This window comes from Undibacterium sp. Tian12W (genome assembly GCF_049339405.1).
Lineage (GTDB): Bacteria > Pseudomonadota > Gammaproteobacteria > Burkholderiales > Burkholderiaceae_D > Undibacterium.
Genome location: NZ_JBMPPK010000015.1, coordinates 153355 through 175107, shown reverse-complemented (window position 1 = coordinate 175107; position 21753 = coordinate 153355). Strand labels below are relative to the sequence as shown.

20 protein-coding genes and 2 pseudogenes are annotated in these 21753 nt (G+C 48.4%); 6 read left to right on the top strand and 16 right to left on the bottom strand.

The features are described from left to right. Window positions 1-74: 74 nt before the first annotated feature. The 14 genes from ACO0LI_RS19805 to ACO0LI_RS19740 form a co-directional block, all read right to left on the bottom strand. Window positions 75-536, bottom strand: coding sequence for a pilin (locus ACO0LI_RS19805; protein ID WP_423034718.1), 462 nt, complete (start codon window positions 534-536; stop codon window positions 75-77). 303 nt (window positions 537-839) lie between these two features. Then, window positions 840-1292, bottom strand: a complete 453-nt coding sequence (locus ACO0LI_RS19800) for a pilin (RefSeq protein WP_423034744.1) — start codon at window positions 1290-1292, stop codon at window positions 840-842. A gap of 399 nt (window positions 1293-1691) precedes the next feature. Continuing rightward, window positions 1692-2144: a pilin gene (locus ACO0LI_RS19795; RefSeq protein WP_422952296.1), complete on the bottom strand. Its 453-nt coding sequence runs from the start codon at window positions 2142-2144 to the stop codon at window positions 1692-1694. Between the two features lie 119 nt (window positions 2145-2263). Then, a complete protein-coding gene (locus ACO0LI_RS19790) occupies window positions 2264-2728 on the bottom strand; it encodes a pilin (RefSeq protein ID WP_422952278.1) in 465 nt (154 codons plus the stop codon). Window positions 2729-3167: 439 nt separating this feature from the next. Then, window positions 3168-3776, bottom strand: a complete 609-nt coding sequence (locus ACO0LI_RS19785) for an FHA domain-containing protein (RefSeq protein WP_422952277.1) — start codon at window positions 3774-3776, stop codon at window positions 3168-3170. 29 nt (window positions 3777-3805) lie between these two features. After that, window positions 3806-4612: a Stp1/IreP family PP2C-type Ser/Thr phosphatase gene (locus tag ACO0LI_RS19780; RefSeq protein ID WP_422952276.1), complete on the bottom strand. Its 807-nt coding sequence runs from the start codon at window positions 4610-4612 to the stop codon at window positions 3806-3808. 489 nt (window positions 4613-5101) lie between these two features. Further along, complete coding sequence (sucD, locus tag ACO0LI_RS19775) at window positions 5102-5983, bottom strand: succinate--CoA ligase subunit alpha (protein ID WP_186947208.1); 882 nt, start codon at window positions 5981-5983, stop codon at window positions 5102-5104. 18 nt (window positions 5984-6001) lie between these two features. Then, window positions 6002-7186: an ADP-forming succinate--CoA ligase subunit beta gene (gene sucC, locus ACO0LI_RS19770; protein ID WP_268978095.1), complete on the bottom strand. Its 1185-nt coding sequence runs from the start codon at window positions 7184-7186 to the stop codon at window positions 6002-6004. Window positions 7187-7217: 31 nt separating this feature from the next. Further along, on the bottom strand, window positions 7218-7802 hold the full coding sequence (locus ACO0LI_RS19765; RefSeq protein WP_422952275.1) for a DUF2889 domain-containing protein: 585 nt from the start codon (window positions 7800-7802) through the stop codon (window positions 7218-7220). A gap of 551 nt (window positions 7803-8353) precedes the next feature. Beyond that, window positions 8354-8623: a hypothetical protein gene (locus ACO0LI_RS19760; protein WP_423034716.1), complete on the bottom strand. Its 270-nt coding sequence runs from the start codon at window positions 8621-8623 to the stop codon at window positions 8354-8356. A 296-nt stretch (window positions 8624-8919) separates the two neighbouring features. Continuing rightward, the gene (recX, locus tag ACO0LI_RS19755; RefSeq protein WP_423034714.1) at window positions 8920-9378 is read right to left on the bottom strand and encodes a recombination regulator RecX; all 459 of its coding nucleotides are present in this window, start codon (window positions 9376-9378) and stop codon (window positions 8920-8922) included. A 127-nt stretch (window positions 9379-9505) separates the two neighbouring features. After that, window positions 9506-10549: a recombinase RecA gene (recA, locus tag ACO0LI_RS19750; RefSeq protein WP_422952273.1), complete on the bottom strand. Its 1044-nt coding sequence runs from the start codon at window positions 10547-10549 to the stop codon at window positions 9506-9508. Between the two features lie 415 nt (window positions 10550-10964). Continuing rightward, window positions 10965-11699, bottom strand: coding sequence for a hypothetical protein (locus ACO0LI_RS19745; protein WP_422952272.1), 735 nt, complete (start codon window positions 11697-11699; stop codon window positions 10965-10967). A gap of 176 nt (window positions 11700-11875) precedes the next feature. Continuing rightward, a complete protein-coding gene (locus tag ACO0LI_RS19740) occupies window positions 11876-12589 on the bottom strand; it encodes an AbiV family abortive infection protein (protein ID WP_422952271.1) in 714 nt (237 codons plus the stop codon). A 232-nt stretch (window positions 12590-12821) separates the two neighbouring features. Here ACO0LI_RS19740 and ACO0LI_RS19735 point away from each other — a divergent pair. The 6 genes and pseudogenes from ACO0LI_RS19735 to ACO0LI_RS19710 all read left to right on the top strand — a co-directional run. Continuing rightward, a pseudogene (locus ACO0LI_RS19735) lies at window positions 12822-13160 on the top strand (helix-turn-helix domain-containing protein); the annotation flags it as partial. Window positions 13161-13341: 181 nt separating this feature from the next. After that, window positions 13342-13458: pseudogene (locus ACO0LI_RS19730) on the top strand (transposase domain-containing protein); the annotation flags it as partial. 358 nt (window positions 13459-13816) lie between these two features. Beyond that, on the top strand, window positions 13817-14269 hold the full coding sequence (locus ACO0LI_RS19725) for a hypothetical protein (RefSeq protein ID WP_422952270.1): 453 nt from the start codon (window positions 13817-13819) through the stop codon (window positions 14267-14269). Window positions 14270-14788: 519 nt separating this feature from the next. Further along, entirely contained in the window at window positions 14789-15169 is a 381-nt protein-coding gene (locus ACO0LI_RS19720) for a recombinase family protein (RefSeq protein WP_422952269.1), read from the top strand. 95 nt (window positions 15170-15264) lie between these two features. Beyond that, window positions 15265-15966 carry a hypothetical protein gene (locus ACO0LI_RS19715; RefSeq protein WP_423034712.1) on the top strand — a complete coding sequence of 234 codons (702 nt, stop codon included), beginning with the start codon at window positions 15265-15267 and terminating at the stop codon, window positions 15964-15966. A 215-nt stretch (window positions 15967-16181) separates the two neighbouring features. Continuing rightward, window positions 16182-17255 (top strand): alpha/beta fold hydrolase, encoded by a 1074-nt coding sequence (locus ACO0LI_RS19710; RefSeq protein WP_423034710.1) that lies wholly within the window; start codon window positions 16182-16184, stop codon window positions 17253-17255. Window positions 17256-17822: 567 nt separating this feature from the next. Here the strand turns inward: ACO0LI_RS19710 and ACO0LI_RS19705 are convergent. Both ACO0LI_RS19705 and ACO0LI_RS19700 read right to left on the bottom strand, forming a co-directional pair. Next, window positions 17823-19703, bottom strand: coding sequence for an ABC transporter ATP-binding protein/permease (locus tag ACO0LI_RS19705; RefSeq protein WP_423034708.1), 1881 nt, complete (start codon window positions 19701-19703; stop codon window positions 17823-17825). Window positions 19704-20294: 591 nt separating this feature from the next. Further along, on the bottom strand, window positions 20295-21731 hold the full coding sequence (locus ACO0LI_RS19700) for a diguanylate cyclase domain-containing protein (RefSeq protein WP_423034706.1): 1437 nt from the start codon (window positions 21729-21731) through the stop codon (window positions 20295-20297). Window positions 21732-21753 lie beyond the last annotated feature (22 nt).

Below are 21753 nucleotides of genomic sequence, written 5' to 3'. Positions count from 1 at the left end.
TCTGTCATAGACAGAAATAGAGAAGATATGAGAACCCGCAAGCTGTTGATTGAGCTTGCGGGTAAATTGATATGTCAGCAACCGCCCTGGCCGGACTTCAAGCCGCGTATGGGGTCACAGATTGTGCCACTTGCTGTCCAGATCATGTTTGCCTGGCCACTGGAGATAGTCGGGGTCAATGTCACAGCCAAAGGTGCACCACCAGTCGTGGTTGCACCCGTTTGCGTTGCAGTGATAACGCCATTGCCCGCTGCTGTGGGGGCCACTGGCAAAAACTTGGTGGTGATGGGATAAGTGGGGATGCCATTGCTACCTATGGTAGAACAGCTTGCCCATGCGCCTTCCATTTGATAGCAAAGCGAAATCGCATGCTTCAGACTCTGCAACTCTGAAATTGCCCCGGCTGCGCGCGTGCGTGACGTATAGTCAGAATATTGAGGAAGCGCAATTGCGGACAGAATGCCGATAATTGCCACAACTATCATCAACTCTATCAAGGTGAAACCGCGTTGTACCGTCTGCGCAAATGATGTCATGTATTGTTACCTTATATAAGGGTTCATCGTAACTGAAGATACCATGCCGTCACGATGTAAACTGCATATCTTCTTGATTGATCTGGTCAAGTTCAAAAGCCAGCTTCTAGTCAGGCCTTAATTAAAGACAAAGGTGCTGTGACAAATTCTACTCCAATGAATTTCTTGCAAGCCATTAAATCTGGCACTGCCTGTTTATTTCACGCTTTGCAGGGCTTGATCAGCTTTTGTTATAAGCATAATTTGATCATCAAAATAAAAACCCACAATAACGTGGGTTCTTTTGGGAAGCCAAACCAGCTATTAAGGACAGCCGCCCTGACCAGCTTTCAAACCACGGATAGGATCGCAGACTGTGCCGGATGCTGTCCAGATCATGTTTGCCTGACCAGAAGAGATTGTTGGTGTCAGTGTCATCGTCAAAGGAGCACCAGCAGTTGTTGTTGCGCCAGTTTGTGTTGCACTGATGATACCCAGACCAGCTACAGTCGGGATTACTGGCAGGAATTTAGTCGTAACCGGGAAAGATGGAATGCCATTTGAACCAGTCGTTACACAGTTAGTCCACGCACCTTCGTTCTGGAAACAAATCGCCATCGCCTTCTTCAAACTCTGCAGTTCTGAAACTGCACCGGCAGCACGGGTACGGGATGTGTAATCAGAATACTGAGGAATAGCGATCGCTGCCAGGATGCCGATAATTGCAACAACAATCATCAATTCTATCAACGTAAAGCCGCGTTGCATTTTTTGCATAGGTAATTTCATTTGTTACTCCTACATGTAAAGGTTCTGTCTGTAAGCAAAAACAAGTTTATCGAGATGAAATATGCTTCACTATCGCTTGGCGAGCTTCGTAGTAGATGCCTCACCCAGCGTCAAAAACATATTAAGCACACGCTTACTATCGATTAACTTATTGCAAATAAGCAGTTTTTTATTATTCGACTTGCAATTTTACTTGCCAATAATAATTTTGCTGTCTCATTCATTACTTGGTACAAATTGAGTTCATTGCCAATATCTGCTGAGAAATATTACTAAAAAACAATTTCCCATATTTAATATTTGGCATTTATGAATATATTTTTGATCACTTGCTAAAAAAAAAGCCCACCATAATAAAGTGGGCTTTTTTGACAATCAAACCAGCTATTATGGGCAGCCGCCTTGACCAGCTTTCAAACCACGGATTGGATCGCATACTGTGCCAGATGCTGTCCAGATCATGTTTGCTTGACCAGAAGACACTGTTGGTGTCAATGTCAGTGTCAAAGGAACACCAGCAGTTGTAGTTGCACCAGTTTGTGTTGCAGTGATGATACCCAGACCAGCTGCAGTTGGGATTACTGGCAGGAATTTAGTTGTAACTGGGAAAGATGGGATACCGTTAGAACCTGTAGTTGCACAGTTAGTCCATGCACCTTCATTTTGGTAGCAAATTGCCATTGCAGATTTCAGACTATCCAGTTCCGAAACCGCGCCAGCTGCACGAGTACGGGATGTGTAATCAGAATACTGAGGGATAGCGATCGCTGCCAGGATACCGATAATTGCAACAACAATCATCAATTCGATCAACGTAAAACCACGTTGCACGGTTTTCATATTTAATTTCATTTGTTGCCTCATTATAAAATTGAATCTTTAAAAAAAATTGTCCAGAGGTTCATAACAAAAAAAGCCCACAACAATGAAGTGGGCTTTTTTGACAATCAAACCAGCTATTATGGGCAGCCGCCTTGACCAGCTTTCAAACCACGGATTGGATCGCATACTGTGCCAGATGCTGTCCAGATCATGTTTGCTTGACCAGAAGAGATTGTTGGTGTCAATGTCAGTGTCAAAGGAACACCAGCAGTTGTAGTTGCACCAGTTTGTGTTGCAGTGATGATACCCAGACCAGCTGCAGTTGGGATTACTGGCAGGAATTTAGTTGTAACTGGGAAAGATGGGATACCGTTAGAACCTGTAGTTGCACAGTTAGTCCATGCACCTTCATTTTGGTAGCAAATTGCCATTGCAGATTTCAGACTATCCAGTTCCGAAACCGCGCCAGCTGCACGAGTACGGGATGTGTAATCAGAATACTGAGGGATAGCGATCGCTGCCAAGATACCGATAATTGCAACAACAATCATCAATTCGATCAGTGTAAAGCCGCGTTGCAGCTGTTTAGGGATAGCTTTCATTATGAACTCCAGGAAAAGTTGAAATCAGGGACTACGGTTCACATGTAGCAATCACCGTGCCAGTTTGTGTTTACTGCGCAACTTCGCATTTTCTTATGCATAAATCAGCGATTCCATAAGCCATTGATTAACTAGTGACGAAATGCGTCAACAATTGCAATTTAATCAATGCAAATATTTGTCAATGTTTGTGTAAGATCACAAAGACGACTGACAAGTCTGTCAGTCATGTAAAAAATTGTTTCAACACTTGATGAAAATATGAAAATTTTTTTACTTGGCAACTGCCTGACATATGTAGCGTAAGCGCAAGCACATGCGCAGTGGATGTGCAGCCAGGTCATCTGGCCCATCAAATGAAGCAAGGGAAGTTTTTCCAGGCAATTTCAAAGTCTGGCTTGTCCCTGCCCTGGTGGCTCAGGCAGGGACGAAATGAGTTCTAGTAGAAAATCACTGCCATTTTTGTCCCTGACAGCTCTATCATGTCAGCATGCTTGAGGGTATGAGGTTTGTCTTTGATGGACTGGGTATTGACGGTCGCAGCAGCATTACCCTCGACCTGTGCAATGACATATTCCTTGCCTTGCTGGGTAATCGCAATGACCTGGGTGCCAGGGCTGCCTATTGTAGTGACGGGCTTTACAAGATTGAGTTCCTTACCTGCATTAGGGCCAGTCATGACCTTGATCTTGGCTCTTGGCTTTTCAACTGCGGCCGGTTGCGCCTGGCCTGGCTCAGGCACAAAAGTCTGCTTGCCTGACTCTTCTACCTGGAAACGCAATTTGTATTTACCGATGTCGATGACATCATCGTGCTGCAACAAATGTTTTTTGACAGGCTGCGCATTGACCATGGTGCCATTGGTGCTACCAAGATCAAGTACAAAAGAGCCACTGGAAGAAGTATCAATTGCGGCATGCTGACCACTGACAGTCAGGTGATCAATGACGATATCATTACTGGGGCGCCGGCCTACGGTAAGGCGTGATTTGCTGATAGTGATTTCTTGCTGAACCAAACCATTAAAGGTGACGATAATTTTCGCCATAAATCTCTCATCAATTCATAATCCCCGACCTACCGGGTAAATGTTCTTTGTAACCAGGACTTGTTTTCTTCACTCACCAGCCTGAACAGGACTACGGAAATATTATCCAGCCCGCCCCTGTCCTTGGCAGCATCGATCAAGGCTTCGGCACAAGACTGAAGCTCAGACCCGTGCTGCCTGATCAAGGATTGGATTTCATCATGCCCGAGCATATCGGTCAATCCATCTGAACACATCAGATACAAATCTTCTTCTTCAGTATGGTGTGTATGCAACTCTGTATGCACTTCTTCCAGAGTCCCCACCGCCCTGGTGATCAGGTTCTTAATAGAAGAATAACGTGCTTCTTCTTCAGTCACCAGGCCTGCATTGATCTGTTCCTGCAATACCGAATGATCCTGCGTCAGACGTGTCAGCTCGCCCGCACGATAACGATAGGCGCGCGAATCACCGACGTGTGCTAGCAAAAGCTTGTCTTGCAAACAGCATGCCACCACCACGGTAGTGCCCATGCCTGCGCATTCTGGATTGGTCAGCGCTGTATACAAGACATTGCGATTGGCCTGCTCGATTGACTCTGTCATCCAGCGTGCCATCGCCAGCGGCCTTGGCCCCATGGACGGGAACCAGATGGCATCCATCTTGCTACATAAATATTCAGCAATGATTTGGGCGGTCATGGCGCTGGCGACTTCGCCCGCGTTATATCCCCCCATGCCATCGGCCAGGACCGCACAGCCATAGTCGGCACAAACGACGATGGCATCTTCGTTATGCGACCTGACCAAGCCCGTATCAGACAGGGCAGCAAATTCTAGTACACGCTGGTATGACATCAATAAATGTTGGGATACATCCTGAGGTGAATAAATTTATATGAAACAGATAATATTTTAGAATTATTTTTAAATTATTTTAATCAGGGCTTAAGCAAATATTCTCCTGACTTTGCCCGCACCGCCAGTAAACAGCTTACCTGGACACGACGCGTAACATATCATCATGTAGCGTCGATGGCATGACGCAGCCTGAAATTTTGCGTAAACCCTCTGTTTCTAGTGTGCAGAATTGCGTTCTTGCTCGCCCCTTCACTGATTATCGACGCAATACGCCGCATCATCAGGTAAGCAAATCAACTAAGCAAATCAGCTAAACAAAACATACCAAAACATACTGAATTCAATAGAGATTAACCACTGATGTTCAAGCTTAACATTAAGGAAATCTATTTGCACGGATATCCACCATAAACCCGGCCATAAATAAAAAAAGAGTCGCAAAATTTGCGACTCTTTTTCATCTACGACAGCTTTACAGCATTGAGCTTACAGCATGGCTTTCAACAAACGCGCCATCTCTGACGGGTTTTTAGTGGCCTTGATGCCGCATTCTTCCATGATGTCGAGCTTGGCTTGTGCAGTATCGGCACCACCAGAGATCAGCGCGCCAGCATGGCCCATGCGCTTGCCCGGAGGCGCAGTAACACCAGCGATGAAGCCAACAACCGGCTTCTTCATGTTGTCGCGTACCCAGTAAGAAGCATTCGCTTCATCAGGGCCGCCGATTTCACCGATCATGATGACAGCATCAGTATCTGGATCATCATTGAACATCTTCATGATGTCGATGTGTTTCAGACCATTGATAGGATCACCACCGATACCAACAGCAGAAGACTGACCCAGACCCAGTGCAGTCAATTGACCCACTGCTTCATAAGTCAGAGTACCGGAACGGGAAACCACGCCGATACGACCTTTACGGTGGATATGGCCTGGCATGATGCCGATTTTGATTTCGTCTGGAGTGATCAGACCTGGGCAGTTAGGGCCGAGCAATTTTGTTTTGCTGCCGGACTTAGCCATGCGGTCTTTCAACATCATCATGTCACGGACAGGGATGCCTTCAGTAATGCAAATTGCCAGATCCAGGTCAGCTTCAACGGCTTCCCAGATGGCAGCTGCTGCGCCTGCTGGTGGAACGTAGATGACGGATACTGTCGCGCCAGTTGCTGCTTTAGCTTCAGATACGTTAGCAAAAATCGGGATGCCTTCGAAATCTTCGCCAGCTTTTTTCGGGTTCACGCCAGCGACGAAACAGTTTTTACCGTTTGCGTAATCGCGGCACATGCGAGTATGGAACTGGCCAGTTTTGCCAGTGATACCTTGGGTGATGACTTTAGTGTCTTTATTGATCAGGATGGACATATCTGTTCCTTGCGATTATTAAGCTTGAGCTGCAGCAGCTGCAACAACCTTCTGTGCTGCTTCTTCCATCGTGTCAGCCGCGATGATAGGAAGGCCAGAGTCAGCCAGCATCTTCTTGCCGATGTCTTCGTTAGTACCCTTCATACGCACAACCAGTGGTACTTGCAGGGAAACTGCCTTGGATGCAGTGATCACGCCTTCAGCGATCACGTCACAACGCATGATGCCGCCGAAAATGTTGACCAGGATGGCTTTCAGGCCTGGATTTTTCAACATGATCTTGAAGGCTTCAGTGACTTTTTCTGCTGTTGCACCACCACCTACGTCGAGGAAGTTGGCTGGTTCGCCGCCGAACAGTTTGATAGTATCCATGGTTGCCATCGCCAAACCGGCACCATTCACCAGGCAGCCGATATTGCCGTCAAGGGAGATGTAAGCCAGGTCAAATTTAGACGCTTCGATTTCAGCTGGATCTTCTTCATCCAGATCGCGGTAAGCCACGATTTCTGGTTGACGGAACAATGCATTCGCGTCGAAGTTGAATTTTGCATCCAGTGCGATAACCTTGCCGGAGCCAGTCAGGATCAAAGGATTGATCTCAGCCAGGGAGCAGTCAGTTTCCATGAAGGCTTTGTACAAACCTTGCAACTGTACGCGTGCGTCAGCGATGGAGCCTTCTGGCACACCGATTTTGCGGGAGATGTCATCCGCTTCAGCATCTTGCAAGCCAGCAGTCGGGTCGATTGCCAGGTTGTGGATCAATTCTGGATGTTTTTCTGCCACTTCTTCAATATCCATACCGCCTTCGCTGGAGGCCATCAAGACCACGCGCTGGCTGATACGGTCAGTGACCATACTGACATACAGTTCTTTTTTGATATCTGCGCCTTCTTCGATCAACAGGCGACGAACCTTTTGACCTTCAGCACTGGTCTGATGCGTGACCAGTTGCATGCCCAGAATCGCGTCAGCGTATTCACGCACTTGTTCTAGGGATTTAGCGACTTTCACGCCACCACCCTTACCACGGCCACCGGCGTGTATCTGTGCTTTAACAACCCAGACTGGTCCGCCCAGCGTTTCAGCCGCTTTGACAGCTTCGTCAACAGACAGGCATGGAATACCGCGTGGTACTGTCACTCCGAATTTGCGGAGGATTTCTTTACCCTGATACTCATGAATTTTCATACGACTTCCCTTCAGACACTGAGGTATAAATAATTAAACAAACAAACTAGCTGGGTGATTTCACGTCAGGCGATACTTTTGCCCAACGTGGGTAATATTGAACAACCGCCGGCCCGTCAGTACGAAGGGCGTGACAGCGATCAAGTTGAAAAGGTTGCTGCGCCTGCTGGCCGTGATCAGTCGCCCCGTCGCGGGTATCGATCACATCGCCGGCAAAAGCCTGGACAGCAGCAGTGGGTAGAATTTGTGCCATTTCCGTCAGATGGGTGCAACCCTGCACACCAGCCATGCGCTCTTTCACGCCCTGGCGGAACTGCCTTAACAAATTCAAACCGATGAGTTTTTTATAATCTGGAGTAATGACTTCGCAATAACCCGGATAAGGTACGGCATCCGAAGACGCTTCCACATCAACGATGGTCAATTGCAAATCAATAGTTATGCGCAGGCTGAGGTCATGCAGCGCGCTGCCATTCGGGCGCACGCCTGATGCGAGGGTGATATCGCGAGGCTTATAGTCAGTGATACGGGCGTCAAGATCCCACAATCCGTCATCGCGCGCGAACGCTTCGATCTGGATAGTACGCGTATGCTTCAGGGCGCGTCTGTTGATTGACGAAGATAAGGGCATCATGCCTGCTGGCGGCTAAACCGGAATTACTGAATAAATAGCCACAATTGCGTGTCGTTACCGCAGCTTCTACGATAACAGCCGCTCCTGCGGCCCTGCAAAAAAACCAGCAGAGTGTAGCACAGACCAGCCGCGAACTCATCATACGACTACAATTTAAGCAGTTTTCTGAGTATGCTTATGCAGAAATCTAAGCAGAAAATTAAGTTTTTTGTGGTTTGGCAAAAGAAAACCGGGCGATTATCAGGTAAATGTCTGTTCTTGCAATACCTGAATCCCATTGAAAGGTGTGCTTATTTATGCCGCAACCCAATACCTGTTATTTCAAAGTTCAGGCCGAAGTTTTACTTTGCAGGTAAGGAACGGGTTCATCAGGATGCTTTTATCAGTTTCTTATCAGCCCTGTAGATTAATGCGGAGTCTCGCCAGATTAAGCCCCATCAACCCACCACTGGGCGTTTATAAACGTATACGTAGTTTCGGTGTCAAGTACCGGACTGATAAAAGCAAAGTTTTCGCAGATCGAATTGAACTCACCAAGTTGCGGCTTATCAACCCAATGTCTGTGCTTCAATCAATGCCAGGGCTTCAATTAATGTCCCGGCTTCAATAATAAGAATATTCTCCACTTCGTCATTCCTGCGCAGGCTCACTGCTGTCCGGAATAATGTCCTTGACAAACAATAACGAGTAAATTCCCTCCCTTTCAAGGGGAGGGTTAGGGTGGGGATGGGTTTCAGTCGATTGGCTGTAAATGATTTTGCTACAGAAACCCATCCCCATCCCAACCTTCCCCTTGAAGGGGAAGGAGCTTCAAGCATGATCGCTGACAAAAATTATTCAATTGCAGAATTAAGTCTTCGACGTAGAAGAATCGCCGAGACGCTGTTCGTACTTGACTCTCCGAATGAGTCAAGATAATTATTCCGGACAGCAGTGTGCGCAGGCAGGAATCCATCTTGTTACCACCCTTAGAGCTAAATCTGTCGGGGTCTTATTCAGGATTTTTAAGTTTATACAAATAATTGATCCGCAATCAAGATGAACAAACGCCGCTGGACCCCAGTCTAGGCTGGGGCGACATTATTGACATTGTGAGCATATTGAATTGTGAGTACTATTCATCATCCTCATCCCGCGGCGCTCGCATCGCCGCCTGCGTCGCCCTGCCGGAAAACCCCCTCTGCTGCAAAAACGCCGCCTGTTTCATCTTCTCCTGATGATCTTGCGGCGCATGTCGAAATTTCCTGTGCAAGACCTGAACAGCCCGCTCTACCTCAGACTCTTTTAAATCTTCTTTAACGTTTTCTATATCCTGCGCATCCAGGCCGTGGCTTTGCAGCTCCGCCAAAATGCGGTTATTGCCAAACCTCGCCTGCCGCCGGTTAACCAAAGATTCAGAAAACCGCTCGCCAGATAAATACTTGGCCGCCTCCAAAAAATCCAGCACGGCAGCCACGTCATCACCCTCTTCCGCATAGCGTGCCAGCTTGCGTTCCAGTTCCATGCGGCTATGTTCACGCATGGATAAATAACGCAGGGCACGGGCTTTCAGGCTAATGGTAGGTTTCTTCATACTTTAAAAGCGAAAATGCCGGTTGGTAGCTACCAACCGGCATGATACAAAACTATAGTGCTGACAGCGCTGCAGCTCAGTGTTACAACTTAGCGCTAAAACTTAGGCTTCAGCTTAGTGAATCAACTTACTCAGCCGTTGCCGCCGACGGCATCAACAAAGGCACGCCCAGATGCAAGCGCACTTTGTTTTCAATTTCAAATGACAGTTCAGGACGCTCTTTCAGATAAGTACGTGCATTGTCCTTACCCTGGCCGATACGCTCACCGTTATAGCTATACCAGGCACCGGCTTTTTCTATGATCTTGGCATCGGCTGCCAGATCCAGAATCTCACCTTCGCGTGAAGTACCTTCGCCATACATGATATCAAAGTGCGCTTCCTTAAATGGTGGCGCCACCTTGTTCTTGACTACCTTGACCTTGGTTTCATTACCCACCACTTCATCACCCGACTTGATGGAGCCAGTGCGGCGGATATCCAGACGTACGGAAGCATAAAACTTCAGCGCATTACCACCTGTTGTCGTTTCTGGGCTACCAAACATGACGCCAATTTTCATACGGATCTGATTAATAAAGATCACCAGCGTATTAGTACGTTTGATACTGCCAGTCAGCTTACGTAAAGCCTGGGACATCAGACGTGCTTGCAGACCAGGCAAAGAATCACCCATGTCGCCTTCAATCTCGGCACGTGGCGTCAAGGCTGCTACCGAGTCAATAACCACCAGATCAACACTACCTGAGCGCACCAGCGCATCGGTAATTTCCAGTGCTTGCTCACCTGTATCAGGCTGGGAAATCAGTAAATCAGACAGATTCACACCGAGTTTTTGAGCGTAGCCTACGTCCAAAGCATGTTCAGCATCGATAAATGCACAAGTACCGCCCAGCTTTTGCATTTCAGCAATTGCCTGCAGCGTCAATGTGGTTTTACCAGAGGATTCAGGGCCATAAATCTCAACTACGCGACCACGTGGCAAGCCACCGACGCCCAGCGCGATATCCAGGCCCAGGGAGCCAGTAGAAACAACCTGCACCTCTTCCACCACTTCACCATCGGCCATACGCATGACCGAACCTTTACCAAACTGCTTTTCTATCTGTGCCAGCGCTGCTGCAAGTGCCTTTGCTTTTTCTGAGGCATTTTCTGGTTTCTTATCGTCCATACATTCTTTCATTCAATAAGCGGCGGGTGGAAAAAGGAATACAGGCTTAATTTCCTGCGATTTGCAGTACTGTATAAAAAAACAGTGATTTATGCAAGCGACTTTTTGCATTGATTTCTGAATGGGGGATTTTACAGTCAAGCATTAGTAGCAAATTAACATTTGTTACTTGATTGTAATTTCGACAGAAGGAGAATTAGTACAAGAAAACTCATTGTCGATTTTCATTTAACTTTGAACTTTTCTCATTTAACTTTGAATTTTGCCTCATCTGGCACATTGTGCTGTATTAGGGGGATGGACAAAAATCGGGCAAAGTTAATCTCGGCTGGTTTCCTCTTTGTAGCTGGCCGCTGGTGCTGCCCTTCGAATCGGAAGCTAGTAAAGTGCGGCACGGCTAGTAAAGTGCGGCACGTTATACACTGACGTTACACAGAAAATCTAGAAAAGGTTTGCAATGTGTCACTGAAATGCCATATACAAGACCTTGCTCTTCATCCCCTTTGCACACCAACGCTACAATTCGTTTTTTCATGTCGACAATAGGCGCGCCGCTGCAGCCTTTAAATTCGCTATGTCCAGGATGTTCAACAGGCAATTTGAAGACATGCATTTCGTTTTCGGTGCGGAGGTATTTCAAACCGGGGAAAATAACCATGTCAGTGCAAAAAATATTTGAACCAAGATGTGCTGGATTTACTTCGCCCGCAAAAGCGTAAACATCTTCGACGTTCGGTAAGGTCGAAAGGTCTGATCGAAATACATGACGCAGACGCCTTTTACCTGAAGCGACTAGGGATCGATATTGATAAAACGACTTTAGACTCGATGGGAGTTCGGCATAACAGAAATCGAGTAAGCCAGTGACTTCAGTTCCGTGGTTTGCTTCGCCAGCGTATACAAAAGAACGCGGCCGCCAGGTTTCTTGGCCCGGGCCGATTTTCGGATCATGTCCAATATCCATGACCCAATCAGATTCGTCATTATTTACTACATGGGCTACTGAAAGTAAAAACCTTCGCCCAGCATATTCGACGATAGCAGCAGAGCCAAACCCTATCGGGAACGCGTTTGCGTCGTAGCGGCGAAGTGGTTGGCTTGTTATGACCACCCAGTTGAGCCAATTCGTGATTGCTGGAGTGATGATCATGGAGATTTACTCAGGATTATTGAGAGAATGAGAAATCACGCTATTTTAGGCCGGTTTGACCAGCGTGCGGGGTAGGCTGCCAGTGGCGTCTTCTTCAAACAGAGCTCCAGGCCTTGATTGTGTGACCAAGCACCAAGGAATCTTGAGCACAGACGCTGCTGACATAAATTTTGCAATTAGGGGGTCTGTGCATTCAAATGCGCGAATCTATTGTTGCGAGACCTTATTCTAGATTTATACGGCCACTCAAAAATGAATTGGTTCGCTTTCCACAAAATGACTTCATCAAGATCAGCTATACCGAAATTTCCAGAATTCACCGTTATGGATTTATGAATATATATAAATTCGGCGTTCACCCACGAAATCATTCTTTTTGCATCAATTAACTTGATCGACTTTGGTGTTGAAATTCGACTGTTAACATCAATGATTTTGCTTCCTCTCCCTAACCCAACGTACACCGCGCTTTGCTTCTTTCGCTCTAGTTGACCAGATTTTATGAATTTGACCAACTCCGGTGTAAATTCGAACAAATCATAGCTAATGAAAGCGAATTGTTTCTCGCTGTGTAGATATAACAGTTTCAACCAACTCTGTTCAAATTCAGCGTCAGGAAATCCATCATTGGTTACCGAGGAATAATAATAGTGATCAACCCATTTTGCTTTCGCGAATTCTTCCAGTGCCAATACAGAGATTTGATAAGCAGAAGGATATGAACCAGCTTCAAAAAGTAACACGGCATCCTTGTGTAAACGAAGTGCGTTGATAAGCGCCTCTTTGGCCAGTCGTTTCCATTTATAAACAGAAAGAGTGTTTTGTTTTATCGTCTTAACCTTTGCCATCGCCGTCCCTGAAAAAACTTCTACACTAGCTTGTACATTCATGACAGAATAATTTATTTTAGTTTCACTATCCAAAAATTGATTTAAGCTGCATCTTCCGAATCGTTAGTGCAATTCACTCGCCATTGAACGTCATCAGTAAAATCCAGCGACATATTGATCGGGGACTGTTGATTTGCACTGAAAATTGACCCACTTTGCTGGATAAATTGCATCTAAAATTGACCCACGTTTAGCACACAATCCTACTTATCTTGATGAGTAGGGAGCAGGAGTGATTGACGTGGCATTACTAGGTATTATTCGACGCTGGCACATTCGTGACCAGATTCCATTACGCGAGATCGCCAGACGACTGGGCATCTCGCGAAATACTGTCCGGCGCTATCTGCGCTCTGAAGTCACAGAGCCAGCCTATGCGGATCGACAAACAACAAGCGCCATCGATAAATATGCATTACAGCTTTCAAGCTGGCTTAAAACCGAAGCGGGTAAAAATCGTAAGCAGCGACGAAGCTTAAAACAACTTCATCTCGATCTGAAAGAACTGGGATTTGAAGGGTCGTATGACCGGGTGGCAGCCTTCGCCAGGAAGTGGAAGGTGGATCAAACTGACAGGGTCAATTCAGCTAGCAAACGCACAAGACTTAAATTGCATAGCGTTTTGTAAGTGCTTGATTTAGCTGTTTCGGAAGTTCAAAGTTAAATGAACATCGACACTCATTGATAAAAAATACACAATATTGTACCCTCGGATTTAGCTTTTCTTGTACGTTAGATGTCGATTTTCATTTACGGCCAAGCTCAACGGGGTCGATCCCGAAGCTTGGTTGCGCCACGTGCTAGCCCACATCGCCGATCATCCCGTCAATCGTGTTGACGAATTACTGCCCTGGCATTGCGCCGGGTAGTTGGCCCCTGCCTGAACAACACGCCGCTTCCCAGCGGTGTGATGCCATCATCTAGTAATTCGACGCAGCCATCAATACGGCCCTGGGCAGACGCTTACTTCCCAGCCGTGTCACTGCATCATTTAACAAATCCAGGTCCAGCTCAGACGGCGCTGGGCAGTCGCTTACAATAGACCTCCTACCGGCGTCCTAGCCTTTTCATTCATATGTTGCTTCCAAAAAACAAGAATCCGGCGTAATATAGATTTTTTCACAACAGGCTGACGGCCGGCGGCTCAATGATATGGTATATTTTATAACGCGCGCATTCCTCGGTGTTGCAGGTTGCCTAGTATTGACGGCCTGTGGGACCTCGAAAATGTACGAGGGCCCCAAGCTCGAGCGCAAGGACGCTGCCTTGCTGTTTCTGCATACCCGCCCCAACATGAAGTATCGCCAAGTCGACGGCGTTCCCGTAAATTTCGTCTATGACGGAGACATTAAGGAATTCAAGCCGGGCTTGCATCGCTTCACGGTCGAGGTGAGCACCTACCAGGCTCGAGGTGGGCCCTCATTGATGTACTTCACGACGGAATACGATATCGCCACGTTTGAGCTCGAGGTGAACATGCGCGTCGGCTACACCTATGTGCTGGACTACCGGGATGTCAATGTCCCAACGTTGCCCAAGATACTCTGCATGGAGGGAGAGGCCCACGATGCACCTGGCAGCAGGGTCAACGTAACAGGCGAGGTTAGGATTATGAGCCCGACGGTGCAGAAATTCGGCTGTCGCGAGGCGACGTCAATTCGTCACCACAAGAGCAGTTGACCGGCTCGCCATGTAGCAGTGGACTGTGTCACCCCGCCGGTGTTTGCGCGACGGATCCATCACTGCGCCCACGGCGCCGATTACTCCGCTAACCGAGTTGACGAGTACCTGCCCTGGCATTGCGCCGGGCAATTGGCCTCTGCCGGAAATCACTCCACTTCTTAGCGGTGTGATGCCATCATCGTCGAACTAGGCACCCCGTTCAAGACGTAGCTGAGTTGACGCTTACATAAATTCAAAGGCTAATCTTTTAATGATTTGGGGCGTGTGAGTTCATTTTTCCAATCCGTTTTTGCAAATTTCTTAAAGTTCAAACTTAGATGAAAAAAACCCCTAGGAATTCAGAGTTAAATGAAAACTTGGTTCAGACTTAAGTTGTTGGTGGTTTTGTAAGTGCTTGATTTAGCAGTTTTGGCTGTTCAAAGTTAAATGAACATCGACATTAGATGCGTCATGTTGGTCGGATATGTTCGCGTTTCTAAAAGCAATGGTAGCCAGACACTAATGCCTTAACGCGATGTGCTGATTTCCGCTGACATCGATCCAAGCCAGATTTACGAAGACCGTACCATTGTCCACAAGGACGACGGGCCTGGGTTGAATGCTTGCCTCAAAGCACTCGAGCCTGGCAATACGCTGGTGGTGTGGAAACCAGATCGACTTGGTCGCGACTTGAAGCACTTGGTAACGACAGTGGAGGAATTGCGCTCTAGAAACGTCGGCTTAAAAATATTGACCGGTGCTGGCGCGCAGATCGACACAACAACTGCGACTACCCCTAAAACCAATCCCGCCGAAGTGGCACGCCGTTTGGACATTACGACCACGACCCTTTATGCATGTGTGAATGGTGACGGTACGTTGAAGCAAATGGAACAGAAGATTTTGATTAAAACCTAGCTGGATCGGCAGGGGATGGCCAAAAGCGGACCGTCGGCGTAGCAATCAATGTACATTTTCATGTTAATCCCGCTGTTAAATTCTTTGGAGTGCCTATGTCAACTACCAACAAATTTTGGATGTCTTCCGGCTGCAAAAGTATTGCAGGCATATTAGTCGCATTCAAATTAATCATCGCAAGCACTCCTGCCTGGGCCCAGGCCACATCCCGTCATTGTGAAGATGTGAACGTCAACGAAGAAAAAGCTGGCCCCGCATGTCTGCTTTCACATGAGAGTTTGGGCAGCTTTAACGCAGATACCGTCTATTGGAACCTGGATAAATATTCCAGCGTCGAAGCAGCGCAGCGGGATGTAGTCCGCAGCACTTCGGTTATCAAAGCGTTTGGCAGCTTCTGGTTGTTCAATGTCGGACCGGTGGCATCGCGCCCGCTCAACGGAGAGCACGTAGCGCAAGTGGGACCTATTTCAATAGATAGAAATACTTCGTATGATGCGGAGTTTCTCAAATCTACCTTTAGCCCGGGTATGACAGCACCAATCCATATCCATTCTGGGCCCGAAGCTTTTTATGCCGTCAGCGGGGATTCTTGTCTGGAAACGCCAGAAGGCATACAAGTGGGGCGTGGACCAGGGAATAGCATGGTAATACGTGGCGGCCCGCCAATGCTGCTTATGGCATTAGGACGCGAACCGAGAAAAGGTTTCGCACTTATCCTCCATGCTCCCTCTCTTCCGCCAACGACATTAGTTCATGACTGGACGCCAAAGGGGCTATGCCAAGCGGAGATGCGTTGATTTTAGTTGCGCATTGTTCCGTATGAGCTGTCATAAGCAAATGATAAGCAATTTAGGGTTATTATCGGCCAAGAGCCGCCTCCGACGCTGCCGAACCATTAGACGTAGATTTACCTGCGTCAAAGTAGCAGCATACGGGCGCGCAGTTCACGAAACGAAAATAACTGTAGAGAAGACATCTCAAGAACGCTTAAGACGCTTAAAAGGGAGACTCAATGAAACTCGTTCATGTTCTTTGGCAGGCAATATTTGCCACTTTTTGTATGCTGACCGCCATTGATGGCTTCGCCGCGGACTATCCGGCGCCAAAGGAAGGTGACTGGATCGTGCGCGATTTTCGGTTTCACTCTGGAGAAATTTTGCCTGAGCTGAGGCTCCACTATACAACCGTTGGTGCTCCAACCGGCGAGCCTGTACTGATCCTTCACGGCACTACTCAATCAAGTTCCAGTATGCTTGCACCTGCATTCGCTGGCGAACTCTTCGGTCCGGGGCAGCCGTTAGATGCAGGACGTTACTTTGTGATTATTCCCGACGCAATCGGCCACGGCAAATCGAGCAAGCCCTCTGACGGGCTTCGCATGGAATTTCCGAAATATAACTATGAGGACATGGTCGAAGCCCAGTACAAACTTGTGTCAGAGCACCTCGGCATACCCCATCTGCGACTTGTTCTTGGATATTCCATGGGCGGGATGGAGGCATGGATTTTCGCTCAAAAACATCCGAAGTTAATGGACATCGTAGTTCCGATGGCATCGCTGCCAACCGCAATGTCAAGCCGAAACTGGATGCTCAGGCGGCTCATCATTGATTCAATTCGCAACGATCCAGAATGGATGAGCGGAAACTACTTGAAGCAACCGCGAAGCGCGAAATTCGCCTCCGTGTTTTTTGGCGTTGCCACGAACGGTGGCAATCAAGCAATGTCAAGAGCGACTCCGACACGCCAGAAAGCCGACGAAAATCTTGATCAACGGCTCAACGCGCCCTTCAGTGCTGATGCCAATGATGTCCTCTATCAGTGGAAATCTTCGCGTGATTACAACGCGTCATCTGGACTTGAGCGAATCCAGTCCGCGCTGCTGGCTATCAATTCCGCTGATGACGAACGCAATCCACCAGAGCTTGGAATTCTGGATCGTGAAATCAAGCGCGTGAAGAACGGACATGTTTTTCTCATACCGATGAGTGACCAGACGGCCGGGCACGGAACAGCATTTCAAGCGAGGTTTTGGAAGGCTGAAGTGGCCAACCTGCTGCAATCTGTGCCACCTTCTTTGAAGTAGAATCGCATACACTTGCCTACGCTACTCAACATCAGCGCTAAAGAATGGCCTGTACGACGCAAGCGTGTGTCTTTTATGGGTCGTTACCTGTCGTTCGGTGAGGCAAAAATACGTTGATTCCAAAGCTGTTTTCGCCTGTTACGCATTTACGTAGGAATACTCGCGGTCCACGCAGGCCGCTTGCAGGATGCTGCCTTCAAGCGCCCACTGTTTGATCTTCGCGAGCGAAATTAGCTTGGGCAGCTCGGCATGGCAATTCGGTTAGTTTCAATCGATGCGTGTCTCGATAATCATCTGTATGATTGCCACGTCGTTGCTCACGAGACATTAAAACCGTCGCCCGCGTTGCTACCCAATATGTTGAAGCGGTCGGCTGTTATATGCAGAGATGTTGGCGAATACTGAGACCAAAGCGCTAGCTGGCAACGAGATAATGGTCGGCGGCTCCAAAATAAGTTGGAGCCGAAGCGCGCGTCGAAAACGGCTTGCTACATGCAATGGCCGCAGAAGGTGCAATAGTTCAGCCTATGCGTCCCCGCAGCCGCCTTGCATTCTTGAGCCCGCACCCTACGCTGCTGCAGCCTGTAACGCAGGCACAGACTGTACTTCCTCATTGCTCACACTGACCACATTGACTACTGCTGCATCAAACTGATAAGTGCTCGCCTCATGCAACTTCCATGCGCCGTCGCCGAGCAAGTGCAGGACATGGGTGTGGTGCTTTAGCACGGCGGGGCGGTGGGCGATACTGATCAAGGTGACGCCGCTCTCACGCAGGCGTGCGTACAGGGCCGATTCATTGGCGCTGTCGAGTGCGCTGGTTGCTTCGTCGAGAATGACAATCTCAGGTGTATGGACCAGGATGCGGGCGAAGGCCATACGTTGCTGCTCGCCGACGGACAGTAGCTTCTCCCAGTCCTGCACCGCAGACAGTCCACCTACACGCTTGGCCAGTTGCGGCAGATATACCTGATCCAGAATTTCCAGCAACTGCTCGTCGCTTAGTTCTGAATCGGCACTAGGGTAGATCAGTTGGCTGCGCAGCGAACCTGTCTGCAGATAAGGTTGCTGCGGCAGAAAGAAGAAATTTTCCAGTGGTGGATGATGGATGAGGCCGCTGCCGGTGTGCCACAATCCGGCAATCGCACGCAGTAGCGAGCTTTTGCCGCAGCCGCTGTCGCCGGTAATGAGCAAGGCCTCGCCGGGTTGCAATGCAAGACTCAGTTCCTTGATCAGTACACGTTGCGATTGCGGGGGATGCAGGGTGACTGATTCCAGCGCGAACCGGGTACCTGGACGCAACTGTATGCGTACGGCCTCGGCTTCAGTTGCCGCTTCAGTTGCCGCTTCAGTGGCCGCTTCGGGTGCGGTCTTGGGCAATACCAGGTCTGACAATGCCTGCAGACGGCCTACGCCTGCCACGAAGCGGCTCAAACTCTCAAAATTTTCCACGATCACACCCACCGCGCCAAGCACGGCAGAAAATGCCCCAATGGCCTGCGTCGCACGCCCAACTTCCAGCTCGCCGGACAAGACTTGCTGGGCAAGTATCGCCACGGGCAACACCAAAGTGAGTTGACTGAATGTGCGCTGGTATAGATTAAGAGAACGTTGTTTCTTGATCAGCTTGTCGTAGTTTTGGATAGCGCGGTGCAGTTTGCTGTCGATGTGCGCGCGTTCCTGCGCTTCGCCGCGGTAGAAAGCGATGGATTCAGCATTTTCGCGTACACGCATCAGACTGTAACGGAAGTCCGCCTCGCGCCGCAGTTGCCAGAAATTCAGGTGTATCAATGGGTTGCCGAAAGCATACAACGCGGCACCGGTACCGATGAGGGCGTACACCACCAATACGCCGACCAGCAAATGGGAAATCTTCCAAAGTACAGCGCTGAACGCCACCAGCTGCATGGCAGATCCCAAGAAAATGAGCAAGAAGTTAATGGACCTGCCTGTAAAGGTATTAATGTCTTCGCTGATACGCTGATCAGGGTTGTCAAGGGTGCTATCGGCACCCAGTGCGTAGTATTTACGGTCTTTAAGGTAGCCGTCGAGAAAGCGCCCGCTGAGCCAGCGCCGCCACTGGTTGGCGAACAGGTCGCGCATGTAATAGTAGAAAGCATAAGTCGGCACCGCAAAGGCCAGCACCATCAGGCAGGTTTGCACGGATGTCCAAAAACGATCACCTTCCTTTGCTGCCAGTGCAGAAGTCATTTCTCCGGCCTGATCGTTCAGCATGACGGCGAACTTGGTTTCAAACAGCATTAATACGATCAGCAGTACCAGGAGTATCCAGGCTCTTTTCCATTCTTCACCCAACCAGTAGGGCTTGGCGACATCAATGAATTGCCGCCATGCAGAAAGTGAGAGGAACGCCGCGCGGCGCCTCTTAGGTGGTGGCGGTACACCATCGGTTTCCACATTGGAGTGTGCGTCGTTTAAGATAGTCATGGTCAGATTCAGTGAACAGGTTTTTATTCATTATGAAATCTGGCGCGATATTGTTCTGTGCGGGAACGGACATAGCCTTGCATAGCAGGATAAAAACCGGAAAATTTACGATTCCTTGCGTAGATGTGTACATGTCGCGCTACGTAGCAAGTGTGGTTGCAGTCAAATGACAATAGATGTAATAGAACGCATTTCATCAATAGGATGCGTGCGAACAAGATGATTGGGGTGGAGTACAAGGCGTGGTACGAAGCTAAATCTGCTACCTTAGCGAGGGCGCAACGCTGGAATGCGCCCAAATCGTCAGTTCCCGGAGGATTTGCTCATCAGCTGCGCTGGACTGTGCTGGACTTTTATCAATAGCGCCATATTGATTGCCTCGCCCGCCTTATCAGCCCACGTTATGAGACAACCGCATCACACCCTATTGATGAAATGAGTTTTATGCAATTTACAACCATAAAATCGGTTGGAGTGTTGAGGGGTGCGTCCCTGTCCATCAAGATCATTAGAGACGGGGGTATGTTGAACGTGGATCAGCATCGATGCAAATAATCAGGCAATGCGTGGAAATTTCACTAAAATCCAAGGTCAACATTCTTTTAGCAATGCGCTTTGTTCCACAAATGCGGCAATAGCGCTGCTACTGGAAGCAAGCTGTTTTGCTTTATACATGGCGATATCGGCTTCCTTCAGGAATTGCTCGGCATTCGCCAGGGAATCGTAAATACTGATGCCAATGCTGGTTGACATAACAATCGCAGAACCGGAGACAGGTGCATCCAATGTCGTGACAATTTTGCGGGCCAGGATTTGGGCATGCTCCAGTACCCGCACCCCCTCCGCGAGCACCACAAATTCATCGCCGCCAAGACGAGCCATGGTGTCGCTCTCTCGCAAACAGCCAGAAACTCTTTTTGCGAATTCTTTCAATACCAGGTCTCCCGTGTCATGGCCGTTGGTATCATTTATTTTTTTAAAACCATTCAAGTCCATGAACAATAAAGCAAGTCCATTGTTTTGTCGCAATTGCCTGACTATCGATTGATGCAATACTTCCATGAAGTGACGCCGGTTTGGAAGCCCGGTCAAGCCATCCGATAGCGCCATTGCGTTCAGCGCTTCTTCCCATTTTTTTCGTTCAGAGATGTCGTGTAAAAAAGCAGTGAATTCAAGCCGGTCTGCAATATTATTCACGTTTAAACTTACCTCGACAGAAATTTCTTTACCGTCGCGGTCAACGGCGAGGAATTCCCGTCGGGCGGTTGTTGGTGTTTTTCTTAGTTTATCCAAATGCGCCAGGATATTGACGAAGGAACTTCTGAAAGCCGGTGGCACGATCAGATCGACTATATTGCGCCCCATGGCTTCATGATTGTGCCAGCCAAACAGGGATTCGGAAGAACGGTTCCATTGTGTCACGATTCCAGCATTGTCTATCGATATCACGGCATCATTGGCATGTTCCAGAATGGTGCGTATGCGTTCTTCACTGGCGCGAAGCTGTGCCTGCACACGAAGCATCTCGTCAAAAGCGACCTGCTTGCCAAGCGCTGCCCCCAGTGCCGCGCCCATCAGTTCAAGCGTCTGTAAATCTTCTTCATCAAAACCGTATGCCTGCTCCGACATGACTTTAAGAACGCCAACGGGCAGGCCCCGTTCAAAAAGTGGTGTGCAAATCATGGAACGGACACCCACCTTTTGGCAGGCATTGGCATCGACGCGTGGATCGGTTTCTGCGTCGTCGCATTGAAGAATCTGTGCGCTACTGACGCATAAACCTGACAAGCTGTTTGCCCTCAACAAGCGCAAACCAACATGCTGGGATATCGCACCGCTGGCGGCGCGATAAACCATATAGTCGCCATCGACGAGTTCGACTACCGCGCCTTTGGCGTCTGTGAGTTCTTGTAATGTATTGACAACAAGCTGCATGAACACCGCAAGATCCAGATCCGCCTGGGCGAGAAGTGATTGGGTTTCAACGATGCGCTCTAATCGGTCAAGGTGGTTTTTATTTTTTTCCATTTTACGATTCCAGACAGTTTTA